The 12,569-nt window shown below is 59.8% G+C and carries 8 protein-coding genes; 4 read left to right on the top strand and 4 right to left on the bottom strand.

The genetic code is table 11. The features are described 5' to 3' along the window. Nucleotides 1-92 precede the first annotated feature (92 nt). A complete protein-coding gene (locus tag WG29040_RS19530) occupies nucleotides 93-503 on the top strand; it encodes a hypothetical protein (protein WP_127196726.1) in 411 nt (136 codons plus the stop codon). Nucleotides 504-844: 341 nt separating this feature from the next. Here WG29040_RS19530 and mapR read toward each other — a convergent pair whose 3' ends face one another. The 4 genes from mapR to WG29040_RS24375 all read right to left on the bottom strand — a co-directional run bounded on the left by mapR (nucleotide 845) and on the right by WG29040_RS24375 (nucleotide 4,612). After that, a complete protein-coding gene (mapR, locus tag WG29040_RS19525; protein WP_003447539.1) occupies nucleotides 845-2,254 on the bottom strand; it encodes a GntR family transcriptional regulator MpaR in 1,410 nt (469 codons plus the stop codon). Between the two features lie 118 nt (nucleotides 2,255-2,372). Next, nucleotides 2,373-3,794: a cytochrome c oxidase accessory protein CcoG gene (gene ccoG / locus WG29040_RS19520; RefSeq protein WP_003447541.1), complete on the bottom strand. Its 1,422-nt coding sequence runs from the start codon at nucleotides 3,792-3,794 to the stop codon at nucleotides 2,373-2,375. A 265-nt stretch (nucleotides 3,795-4,059) separates the two neighbouring features. Then, on the bottom strand, nucleotides 4,060-4,296 hold the full coding sequence (locus tag WG29040_RS19515; protein ID WP_003447543.1) for a DUF3203 family protein: 237 nt from the start codon (nucleotides 4,294-4,296) through the stop codon (nucleotides 4,060-4,062). Nucleotides 4,297-4,453: 157 nt separating this feature from the next. After that, complete coding sequence (locus WG29040_RS24375; RefSeq protein ID WP_165439661.1) at nucleotides 4,454-4,612, bottom strand: hypothetical protein; 159 nt, start codon at nucleotides 4,610-4,612, stop codon at nucleotides 4,454-4,456. A 214-nt stretch (nucleotides 4,613-4,826) separates the two neighbouring features. Between WG29040_RS24375 and WG29040_RS19510 the strand changes: the two genes are divergently transcribed. Genes WG29040_RS19510 through glgB form a run of 3 tightly spaced genes read left to right on the top strand, consistent with a single transcriptional unit; the run spans nucleotide 4,827 to nucleotide 12,457 of the window. Continuing rightward, nucleotides 4,827-6,824 (top strand): alpha-1,4-glucan--maltose-1-phosphate maltosyltransferase, encoded by a 1,998-nt coding sequence (locus tag WG29040_RS19510; RefSeq protein ID WP_127196725.1) that lies wholly within the window; start codon nucleotides 4,827-4,829, stop codon nucleotides 6,822-6,824. Nucleotides 6,825-6,884: 60 nt separating this feature from the next. After that, nucleotides 6,885-10,232: a maltose alpha-D-glucosyltransferase gene (gene treS / locus WG29040_RS19505; protein ID WP_127196724.1), complete on the top strand. Its 3,348-nt coding sequence runs from the start codon at nucleotides 6,885-6,887 to the stop codon at nucleotides 10,230-10,232. Next, nucleotides 10,232-12,457, top strand: a complete 2,226-nt coding sequence (gene glgB / locus WG29040_RS19500) for a 1,4-alpha-glucan branching protein GlgB (RefSeq protein WP_127196723.1) — start codon at nucleotides 10,232-10,234, stop codon at nucleotides 12,455-12,457. Before treS ends, glgB begins: the two co-directional genes overlap by 1 nt. The last annotated feature ends 112 nt before the right edge of the window (nucleotides 12,458-12,569 follow it).

The raw sequence follows: 12,569 nt of genomic DNA, 5'->3' as shown, positions 1-12,569 counted from the left end.
TTTGGCGCAACACACGCTGAGTCGCAAGCTTGAGGCCTGTTCGACGGGTCAGCCTGTCGTCCCTTTTCAACTTTGTGCGAGGCGTACTTGCGATGACTCTTAAACCGCTGTTGCTGGTTCCGTCCCTGGGCCTGGTGTTGTTGCTGTCGGCCTGTGCCGGACCGATGCCCAAACAAGACCCGGGTGAAGCCTGGATCGGTCTTAAGGAAGAGGGCAACAGTGACCTGATGGCCGAGCGGGTAGACGGCAAGAACATCAATGATGGTCGCTATTTTGAAGTCACCCCTGGAGCTCACCGGCTGGACGTGACCTTGTTTGAGGGGGCCACTGGTGATGAAAACCAGGTCGATTGCCAGGGCAGGGTCAATTACCGGCAATTCAAGGCCGGAGAGCGTTACCAACTGATCGAGTCGAGCCTGGGGCCTGAAGTCAGCGCGACGCTGGTGGACTCCCACGGCAAGGAAGTGGCGCACACCGCGGACTTCACCTGCATGCCGGGCTGAGATCCCCGGACCCACCGCCTCTGCAGGAGCGAGCTGTTGCGATTTGCGCTGAAAAGCTCGCGAGGCAAGCTCGCTCCTACAGAGGAGGAGGCGTACTGCGGGATACGATTTCACTGACACCCCGCAACACCTGTAGGAGCGAGCTTGCTCGCGAGCCGTTGCGAATTGCGCTGAAAAGCTCGCGAGGCAAGCTCGCTCCTACAGAGGGGGGGAGGCGTACTGGGGGATACGATTTCACTGACACCCCGCACACCTGTAGGAGCGAGCTTGTCTCGCGAGCTGTTGCGATTTTCGCCGAAAAGCTCGCGAGCAAGCTCGCTCCTACAGGTGTTTCGGGGGCTTTAGAATGAGCGGACGATCTTGCCCAGGGTCTCCATGGCCTTTTCACTGGCTTCGTTCCACGGGCTGCCGTAGTTCAGGCGGATGCAGTTGCGAAAGCGCTGGGTGGCCGAAAAAATGGGCCCCGGGGCAATGCTGATGCCTTGGGCCAAGGCCATCTGGAACAACTTGAGAGAGTCCATTTGCTCGGGCAGTTCCAGCCACAAGAAATACCCGCCCGACGGCTGGCTGACCCGGGTTTGCGCCGGGAAGTAGCGGGCTATCGCCGCCAGCATCGCGCTCTGTTGTTCTTCCAGGGCATAGCGCAGTTTGCGCAGGTGGCGATCGTAGCCGCCATGTTGCAGGTAGTCGGCAATCGCGGCCTGGGCCGGCATCGAGGCGCACAGCGAGGTCATCAGTTTGAGACGCTCTATTTTCTGCGCATATCGACCCGCCGCCACCCAGCCGATGCGATAGCCCGGGGCCAGGCTTTTGGCAAATGAGCCGCAATGCATCACCAACCCTTCGCTATCAAAGGCCTTGGCCGGTTTGGGCGCGTGCTGGCCGTAATACAGCTCGGCGTACACGTCATCTTCAATCAACGGCACCTGGTGGCCGCGCAACAGTTCCACCAGCGCCTGTTTTTTGGCCTCGGGCATGGTCGCGCCAATCGGGTTCTGAAAACTGGTCATGCACCACACCGCCTTGATCGGATGGCGCTCCAGGGTTTGCGCCAGCACCCCCAGGTCGATGCCGTCACGGGGATGCACCGGGATTTCCACGGCTTTGAGTTTGAGCCGCTCCAGCACTTGCAGGCAGGCATAGAACGCCGGCGCTTCGATGGCCACCAGGTCGCCGGGTTCGGTGACGGCCTGCAGGCACAGGTTCAAGGCTTCCAGGGCACCATTGGTGATCAGCAGCTCTTCCATGGGCAGCATCAGCCCCCCGACCATATACCTCAGGGCAATCTGGCGCCGCAGTTGCGGGTTGCCCGGGGACATGTCGGTGACCACCATGCGCGGGTCCATTTCACGGCTGGCGGTGGCCATGGAGCGGGCCAGCCGCTGTAGCGGAAATAAGGTCGGACTGGGGAACGCCGAACCGAAGGGCACGGTGTGCGGGTCTTTCATTGAGTCCAGCACCGAGAACACCAGAGCGCTGACATCCACTTCGGTGGATTCGGTCACATGGCTGCTGAATACCGGCTCGGAAAACGGACTCGGTGCATGCACGTTGACGAAGTAGCCGGAACGCGGCTTGGCCCGGATCAGGCCACGGCGTTCCAGCAGGTAATAGGCTTGAAACACGGTGGAGGGGCTAACCCCGTAGGTCTGGCTGGCATAACGTACCGAAGGCACGCGCTGGCCGGGGCCGAGCACCCCGCTGCGAATCAGTTCAGCAATATCGTCGGCGAATTTTTCGTAGCGTTTCATTAATAAGGCTCGGCTAATCCTGCAGGAGCGAGCGTGCTCGCGATGGCTCACTCCGGTCAGTCTGATTGACCGTGCTGATGCTATCGCGAGCACGCCCGCTGCCACAGGGATTTATCGTTTATCGATTCAACGGTGCCACAAAACGGCTCTTGGCCACACTGCGTACGCTCGGTTGATCTGTGTCGGTGACCACAAACCCGATGGTTTGCGAACTGCTTTTCGGGCGTTCGGCCAACAGTGCGACCGATACCGGCACATCGACAATTTCGCCGGGGGCCAGGGTCAGCTCGGTCTTGCCCTGTAGGCGGAAGTCCTGGTTGTCTTGCAGCGATACCCGGTAATGCTGCGGCTCCTGGGTCTTGTTGATGATTTTGAGGCTGTAGATGTTCTCGATCTGGCCCTGACTGTTTTCGCGAAACAGCCCCCGGTCCTTGATCACATCCAGTGACACCATTGAGCGCTGGTCAAGCGCCACCACCAGGGCCCCGATCATCAGCACCAGCACCGCTGCGTAGCCAATCAGGCGCGGGCGCAGCAAATGGGTGGTGCCGCCCTGTAACTGGTGTTCGGAGGTGTAGCGCACCAGCCCGCGGGCGTAGCCCATTTTGTCCATCACCGTATCGCAGGCGTCGATACAGGCCGCGCAGCCGATGCATTCCATCTGCAGGCCATCGCGAATGTCGATGCCGGTGGGGCAGACCTGCACGCACATCTGGCAGTCGATGCAATCGCCCAGACCTGCCTGCGCCGGTTCGACCCCGCGTTTGCGCGGGCCGCGGCTTTCGCCACGGTTCACGTCATAGGAAATGGCGAGGGTGTCCTTGTCGAACATCACGCTCTGGAACCGCGCGTAAGGGCACATGTGCATGCACACCGCCTCCCGCAGCCAGCCGGCATTGATATAAGTGGCGCCGGTGAAAAACAGCACCCAGAACAGACTGATGCCGGCCATTTCCAGGGTCAGCAGCTCAGTGGCCAGGGGCCGGATCGGGGTGAAATAACCGACAAAGGTCAGCGCCGTCATCACGCTGATTGCCATCCACAGCGCGTGCTTGGCAGTGCGGCGCAGGATCTTGTTCAGGCGCCAGGGTGCGGCCTGGAGTTTTATGCGCTGATTCCTGTCACCTTCGGTGATCTTCTCGCACCACATAAACAGCCAGGTCCAGGTACTTTGCGGGCAGGTGTAACCACACCACACCCGGCCAGCGAAAACCGTGATCGCAAACAGGCCGAAGGCGGCAATGATCAGCAACGCCGACAACAGGATGAAATCCTGCGGCCAGAACGTCGCCCCGAAAATATGGAACTTGCTTTCGGACAGGTCCCAGAGGACGGCTTGTCGACCGTCCCAATTGAGCCAGACCGTGCCAAAGAACAGCAAAAACAGAAAGCCGGCACCGACTATGCGCAAGGTTCGGAACAGACCGGTGAAACTGCGGGTGTGGATCAGGTTGTCGCTGGAGCGGCTTTTATTTTTTGCGGCCCTGGGTCGCGAAGCCTCGAATGTTTCAAGTATCTGGACGGGAATTTGTTCGCTCATGGTCTTTCGCTCATCAGCCTCCATCAGGCCTGAGCACTATCCCCTGCGAACTGTTTGCATAACAGACTCAGTTATTTGATTAAAAACCGGATCAGATGTGTTTTCAGGGTGACCTGCGACAACTTGCTGCACCCTGGTCGCGGCCACGTGCAGCAGGGGCCGGGCGCCTTTAACCCAGGCGCCGGCGGGTAATCCTGATCGGGGTCAATTAAATCACCGAATCACCCAGGATGAGCCCATGCTGGGGCTCATCAGTCCTGCAGCTTCAGATAATTGACTCACTGCCCCCGGCCCGCAGCAACTCGCGGCTGTCCTTGGCGCCCGCCGCAACCAGGGCTTCGGCTTCGTCCGAGGTAATGGCAATGCGCAGGCCGTTCATCAGCGCCATGCACATTCTCGAGGCGTGGTCTGTGATGACTTCTACCCGCTCGGCCGGGGAGTGCTCCGAGCCTTCGGGTGATTCATACCAGCAGCTTTTGTCGGCATCGATTGTGATAGTCATCAGCGTGGTCCTTTTATGGAGGTTAAACGTTAGTGCGTGGAAAACCGGCCGGGTTCGATCGAATGGATTGGCGGTCATTGGCTGCGGGTTGCGCCCGCTGCGCCCCCGATCGCAACCGTCAGCGACCGGGCAGGTCAAACAGCGCTCAAGACGGGCATCAGATTCTCATCGGCGCATCTTCGCAGGGAGGATCGCCAATCGGGTCGGGGTCCTTGAGCGGCGGATCCTCTTCCGGAACCGGCTCGGCATCACCGGGCGGTAACACCGGGTCGTCAATATTGGGATCGGGGGTTTCTGCGGGAATGGGGATATTCATGGACATGGCCTCATTGCTGCATGGAAAGGATTACAGCCGGTCGACCTCATTGAAGGCCGCTCGGTTCCCCGGCCAATGACCAACGGAGTATCGGCATTTAGTCTGAACTTTTAATTCTTTCCCCCGCTCCCAACCAGGTGCCCGGTGATCGATGCCGGGAATGGCTTTGATACGACCACCCATAAACGTCTGCGGGCGTGAGGAGTGCTGCTCGATGACTGCTGATTTCCCGCAAGACCCTGATTCCACTGTGACGTTGCCGTTATCCCAGGCATTGCTGTTGCCGCGCATTGTTATTGAAGCCACGTCCCCGGTGCTCGAAAACGGTGAGTTCGCGGTCAAGGCGACTGCGGGGCAGCAGGTCGACGTGCTTAGCAAAGTGTTTGTTGACGGTCACGAGCAGCTGGCAGTCATGCTGCACTGGCGTCTGGCCAGTTCCGCGCACTGGTCGGCAACGCCTATGCATTTTTTAGGCAATGACAGCTGGAACGCACAGTTTCCGGTGCCCGAAGTGGGGCGCTATCTGTTTTGCATCGAGGCCTGGATTGATCGCTATGCCAGTTTTTGCCATGAGCTGGAGAAAAAGCATCAGGCAGGCATTGCCGTCAGTCTGGAGTTGCAGGAAGGGCGGATTCTGGTACAGCACGCCATCGAGCTCAGTCAGGGTGAACGGCGCGAACAGTTGCAGGCGTTGCTCGGGCAACTGTCTGGTCTGCTGGAGACCGAGCAGGTGGCGCTGTTCATGCACGAACACAGTGCGCAATTGATGGCCGAGGCACAAAACCACGCGTATTTGAGCCTGAGCCCCGAGTACCCGGTGGAGGTTGAACGGCCATTGGCGCAGTTCGCCAGCTGGTACGAGCTGTTCCCCCGTTCGGTCACTGACGATCCTGCCCGCCACGGCACTTTCAATGATGTACACCAGCGCCTGCCGATGATTCACGACATGGGTTTTGACGTGCTGTATTTCCCGCCGATCCACCCCATTGGCCGCCGACATCGCAAGGGCCCCAATAACGCGTTGCAGGCCGGGCCGGACGATCCGGGCAGCCCCTATGCCATCGGCAGCGAAGAGGGAGGGCATGACGCGATCCACCCGCAACTGGGCAGCCGTGACGACTTCCGGCGCCTGGTGGCCGCTGCCGCGGACCACGGCCTGGAAATCGCTCTGGATTTTGCCATTCAGTGTTCTCAGGACCACCCGTGGCTCAAACAGCACCCCGGATGGTTTAACTGGCGCCCCGACGGCAGCATTCGCTACGCGGAAAACCCGCCGAAAAAGTATCAGGACATCGTCAATGTCGATTTCTATGCCCCGGATGCGATTCCCGGCCTGTGGCTGGAGTTGCGCGACATCGTGCTGGGCTGGGTGGACGAGGGGGTAAAAATCTTCCGCGTCGACAACCCGCACACCAAGCCTCTGCCGTTCTGGCAATGGCTGATCGCGGATGTACGTGCCCAGAACCCCGAGGTGATGTTCCTCGCCGAGGCGTTCACCACCCCGGCCATGATGGCGCGCCTGGGCAAGGTCGGTTACACCCAGAGCTACACCTATTTCACCTGGCGCAACACCAAGGCCGAGCTGGCAGCCTATTTCACTGAGCTGAATCAAAGCCCGTTGCGTGAGTGCTTCCGGCCCAACTTCTTCGTCAATACCCCGGACATCAACCCCGGCTTCCTGCATGACTCGGGGCGCCCCGGCTTTTTGATCAGGGCCGCGTTGGCAACCATGGGCTCGGGCCTGTGGGGCATGTACAGCGGCTTCGAGCTTTGCGAGTCGGCGGCGGTGCCGGGCAAAGAGGAATATCTGGACTCGGAGAAGTATCAGATCCGCCCCCGTGATTTCAGTGCGCCGGGCAATATCGTGGCCGAAATTGCCCAGCTCAATCGCATCCGCCGCCAGAACCCGGCCTTGCACAGCCACCTGGGCCTGACCCTGTACAACGCCTGGAATGACAACATTTTGTACTTCGGCAAACGCAGCGCCGATGGCAGCAATTTTGTGCTGGTGGCTATCAGTCTCGATCCCCATAACGCCCAGGAAGCTCATTTCGAGTTGCCGTTGTGGGAAATGGGCCTGGCCGATGACGCCTGGACCTCGGGGGAAGATTTGATGAACGGCCATCGCTGGACCTGGTATGGCAAAACCCAATGGATGCGCATCGAGCCCTGGCATCAGCCGTTCGGCATCTGGCGGATCAAACCCCTTTAAGCCCCTCTTGCCGGGCGGCTTCACTGGCCCCGGGCAACCGAATCAGCAGGTATTTCCCTTATGGCAAACCAACCCGCATCGGCCAGCTTTATCAAGGACCCGCTCTGGTACAAGGACGCGGTGATCTACCAGGTGCATATCAAGTCATTTTTCGATTCCAATAACGACGGTATCGGCGACTTTCCCGGCCTGATCAGCAAGCTGGATTATATCGCCGAGCTGGGGGTCAACACCTTGTGGCTGCTGCCGTTCTATCCCTCGCCGCGGCGCGATGATGGCTACGATATTGCCGATTATCGAGGCGTGCATCCGGACTACGGCACCCTGGCCGACGTCAAACGTTTTATCGCCCAGGCCCACAAGCGCGGTCTGCGGGTAATCACTGAACTGGTGATCAACCACACCTCGGATCAACACCCCTGGTTTCAAAAGGCCCGCCGTGCCAAGGCTGGCTCCAGAGCTCGGGATTACTACGTGTGGTCGGATACCGATGAAAAATACGACGGCACCCGGATCATTTTTCTCGACACCGAAACCTCGAACTGGACCTGGGACCCGGTCGCCGGCCAGTACTTCTGGCACCGCTTTTACTCCCACCAGCCGGACCTGAATTTCGACAACCCGCAGGTGATGAAAGAAGTGCTGGCGGTGATGCGCTACTGGCTGGACATGGGCATCGACGGCCTGCGCCTGGATGCCATTCCGTACCTGATCGAGCGCGATGGCACCAATAACGAAAACCTGCCCGAGACCCATCAGATCCTCAAGCAGATCCGCGCCGAAATCGATGCCCATTACCCCGACCGCATGCTGCTGGCAGAGGCCAATCAATGGCCCGAAGACACCCAGCAGTATTTTGGCGACAGCGATGGCATCAATGGTGATGAGTGCCACATGGCCTTCCACTTTCCGTTGATGCCGCGCATGTACATGGCCCTGGCCCAGGAAGACCGCTTCCCGATCACCGATATCCTGCGCCAGACCCCGGAAATTCCGGCGAATTGCCAATGGGCGATTTTCCTGCGCAACCATGATGAGTTGACCCTGGAAATGGTCACCGACAAGGAACGCGATTACCTGTGGAACTACTACGCCGCCGACAAGCGGGCGCGGATTAACCTGGGGATTCGTCGGCGTCTGGCGCCGTTGATGGAACGTGATCGCCGGCGCATCGAGCTGCTCAACAGCCTGTTGTTATCGATGCCGGGCACGCCGACCCTGTATTACGGCGATGAAATTGGCATGGGGGACAATATTTACCTCGGCGACCGCGACGGGGTGCGTACGCCGATGCAGTGGTCGATTGACCGTAACGGCGGATTCTCGCGGGCCAACCCGGCGAGCCTGGTGTTACCGCCGATCATGGATCCGCTGTATGGCTATCAATCGGTGAACGTTGAGGCCCAATCCGGCGATCCGCATTCATTGCTCAACTGGACCCGGCGCCTGCTGTCCGTGCGCCAGCAGCAACAAGCCTTTGGTCGCGGCAGCTTGAAAATGCTGTCCCCCAGCAACCGGCGGATTCTGGCGTACATTCGCGAATACACCGACGGCGACGGCAAGACTGAAACCATCCTCTGCGTGGCCAACGTGTCGCGCAGCGCCCAGGCGGCAGAGCTGGAGCTGTCCGAATTCGCCGGGCGGGTACCGGTGGAGATGCTGGGGGGCAATGCCTTTCCGCCCATTGGCCAGATGGACTTCATGCTGACCCTGGCGCCCTACGGTTTTTACTGGTTTTTGCTGGCTGCCGAGAATCAGATGCCGAGCTGGCACGCAGAACCGGCGCAAAGCCTGCCCGAACTGCTGACCCTGGTGCTCAAACAGCGCCTTGAAGAGTTGCTCGATACCCCGCCGCGGACCACTCTGGAAAACGTGATCCTGCCGGCGTGGTTACCCAAACGCCGCTGGTTCGGGCAAAAAAATGCACCGGTCGAGCAGGTCAAAATTCTCCACGGCACCCGTTTTGGCGATGCCTTGCACCCCATGTTGCTGACCGAGGTACAAGTCACCAGCGGCGGCGAACAGCACCATTATCAAGTGCCCCTTGGGGTATTGGGCGAGGATCAGGCAAGCAGCACGTTGGCCCAGCAATCGGTACTGTCGCGGCTGCGGCGTGGCCCTCAGGTCGGTTTCATGACCGATGCTTTTGCTCTTGAAGCCTTTGTCAGGGCCGTACTGGCGGGCATGCAAAGCGGCGAGACAATCAGCAGCAGCGCCGGCACTATCAGTTTTACGGCCACCGCGCAGCTGGCGGCCCTGGGGCTCAACGAACAGAGTGAAGTGCGTTATCTCACGGCCGAACAATCAAATAGCTCGGTGGTGATCGGCGGCGCCATGGTGCTTAAGCTGATCCGCAAAATCAGCAGTGGTCAGCATCCGGAGCTGGAGCTGGGTGCCTACCTGACCGAGGCCGGGTATCAGCATATTTCTCCGTTGCTGGGGGCAGTGGTGCGCCATGGAACCGGGGGCGAAGAGACCTTGCTGATGATTGCCCAGGGCTATTTGAGTAACCAGGGCGATGCCTGGACCTGGACCCAGAACAACCTGGAACGGGCCATTCGCGACGAAATGGCCGACGCCATGTCCGAGCACGAACAGCATTACAACGCCCTGGTCGAACTGGCAGATTTTGCCGGTTTGCTCGGCCAGCGTCTGGGGGAGATGCACGGGGTGCTGGCGCAAGCCAGCGACAACCCTGACTTTGCCCCTCAGACCACGTCCGAGGCCGATACCCGGCAGTGGGCAAGCCATATCAACGGGCAATTGAAGCAGGCCTTGAAACTGCTCAAACAACATCTGCCCGAGCTTGGCGAGCCTGAGCAAAAACAGGTGAAAAAACTGCTGGCGCAACAAGGCGCGATCACCGCCCATGTCCAGCAACTGGCCAAGAGAACCCAGGGTGGCCTGAAGATCCGGGTGCATGGCGACCTGCATCTGGGGCAGGTGCTGGTGGTCAAGGGCGATGCCTACTTCATCGACTTTGAAGGTGAGCCTGCGCGCCCGCTGTCAGCCCGGCGCAGCAAGCACAGCCCCTATAAAGACCTGAGCGGGGTATTGCGCTCGTTCGATTACGCAGCGGCCATGGCGGTCAGCAACGTGCAACAGTCGGATCACTCGGATCAGGCTGACGATGCACGGCAACGGGTGGTTGAACGCTATTTGCAAGAAGCCCGGACAGCATTGGTCGATGCATACCGGCAAGCAACAGCTAGCCTTGCCCATGACTGGAAAGTGGCCGGGGGCGAGGATGCCGCACTGGCGCTGTTCAGTCTGGAAAAGGCGGCCTATGAAATTATCTATGAAGCGGCAAATCGGCCTGCCTGGTTGCGGGTTCCCTTGCAGGGTTTAAGCGATTTGCTCACCCACTTGCCAAGTACGGCCAAGCCTTTACCGGATGGAGAGAAGTGATGAGTTCAAACAAGGTTCCTGGCCCGGGGAAAATGGCTGTGCTGCCCGCGCGCGACGATATCGAAGCACTGATCAACACTCGGCACCGGGACCCTTTTGCGGTGTTGGGGCCGCACCCGGACGGTGAGGGCGGGCAAGTGATACGGGCATTTTTGCCCGGTGCCCTGAGCGTCAAGGTAGTGGCCCGCGACTCGGACGAGGTGATTGGCACGCTGGACAGCAGCGAGGTCCCGGGCCTGTTTGCCGGGCATTTTGCCGATGTCCGCGGCTATCGGCTAAGCATCAGTTGGGCCGGTGGCGAGCAGACCAGTGAAGATCCTTACAGCTTTGGGCCTTTGCTGGGGGAAATGGACCTGTATCTGTTTGCAGAGGGTAATCACCGGGACTTGAGCAGTTGTTTCGGCGCCCAGGTCATGAGCGTCGATGGCGTTCCCGGTGTGCGTTTTGCGGTGTGGGCGCCGAATGCGCGGCGAGTCTCGGTGGTGGGGGATTTCAATATCTGGGATGGCCGCAGGCACCCCATGCGCCTGCGCCATCCAAGCGGGGTCTGGGAGCTGTTTATTCCGCGTCTTGCGCCCGGTGAAGCCTACAAGTACGAAATTCTTGGGGCCAACGGTATCTTGCCGCTCAAGGCTGATCCGGTGGCGCTGGCCACCCAGTTGCCGCCCGATACGGCCTCCCGGGTGGCCTCGCCGCTGCAGGTGGACTGGCAGGACGCGGCCTGGATGCAGAGTCGCGCTGAACATCAGAAGCCGGACGCGCCATTGTCCATTTATGAATTGCACGCCGGCTCCTGGCAGTGCGAGGTCGACGATATCGGCGAAGTTGCGCGCCTGTATAACTGGCATGAACTGGCAGAGCGCCTGATCCCTTACGTACAGAAACTGGGGTTCACCCATATCGAGCTGATGCCGATCATGGAACACCCGTTTGGCGGTTCGTGGGGCTATCAGCCCTTGTCCCAGTTTGCGCCGAGTGCCCGATACGGTTCGCCGGATGATTTCGCAGCCTTCGTCAATGCCTGTCATGTGGCCGGGATCGGGGTGATTCTGGACTGGGTGCCCGCGCATTTTCCCAACGATACCCATGGCCTGGCGCAATTTGACGGCACGGCGCTGTATGAATATGCCAACCCGCTGGAGGGCTATCACCAGGACTGGAACACCTTGATCTACAACCTGGGGCGCACCGAAGTCCATGGCTTCATGCTGGCCTCGGCGTTGCACTGGCTCAAGCATTTCCATATCGACGGCCTGCGGGTGGATGCGGTGGCCTCGATGCTGTATCGCGATTACTCGCGCAAAGCGGGCGAGTGGGTGCCGAACATTCATGGGGGCCGGGAAAACCTCGAAGCCATTGAGTTCTTGCGCCATCTCAACGACGTGGTGGCCCTGGAGGCCCCCGGCGCCCTGATGATTGCCGAAGAGTCCACCGCGTGGCCGGGGGTCAGTCAGAGTACCCAGCAGGGCGGTCTGGGTTTTGCCTACAAATGGAACATGGGCTGGATGCATGATTCGCTGCACTACATCCAGCAGGACCCGATGTACCGTGCCCATCATCACAACGAGTTGAGCTTTGGCCTGGTGTACGCCTGGAGCGAGCGCTTCATCCTGCCGATTTCCCACGATGAAGTGGTGCACGGCAAGCATTCACTGATCGACAAGATGCCCGGGGATCGCTGGCAAAAATTCGCCAACCTGCGGGCCTATCTGAGTTTTATGTGGGCGCATCCGGGCAAGAAGTTGCTGTTTATGGGCTGTGAGTTCGGACAGTGGCGCGAGTGGAACCACGATCAGCAACTGGACTGGTACTTGCTGCAATACCATGACCACCAGGGGGTGCAGAAGCTGGTGGGTGATTTGAATCGCCTGTACCGCGAAGAACCGGCGCTGCATGACCAGGACGATGTGGCGCAAGGCTTTCAATGGCTGATCGGGGATGATGCGACCAACAGTGTCTATGCCTGGCTGCGCTGGAGCAAGGCGGGCAAACCGCTGCTGGTGGTCGCCAACTTCACCCCGGTGCCTCGTCCGGGATATCGCATTGGCGTACCGTTTTCCGGTACCTGGCAAGAGGTGCTCAACAGTGATGCGGATACTTATGCCGGTTCCAACTATGGCAATGGCGGGGGAGTGATGACCCAGGCCTTGCCAAGTCATGGTCAGGAGGTTTCGCTGGCATTGAATCTGCCGCCGCTGGGGGTTCTGATTTTACAGCCGACGTGATGCCTGGTGGTGTGCCCCGGTGCTTTTCCTTTTCAGCCTGCCGGGGCAGATTTTTCCGGGTAGTCGCTGACGAGCAACGAGGCTGCGACAAGGGGCAGCAGGCCCTTCAGTT

This window comes from Pseudomonas sp. PAMC 29040 (genome assembly GCF_003994535.1).
GTDB classification, from domain to species: domain Bacteria; phylum Pseudomonadota; class Gammaproteobacteria; order Pseudomonadales; family Pseudomonadaceae; genus Aquipseudomonas; species Aquipseudomonas paraversuta.
The sequence above is the reverse complement of the archived record's forward strand: the minus strand, read 5'-3'. Positions and strand labels throughout refer to the sequence as shown.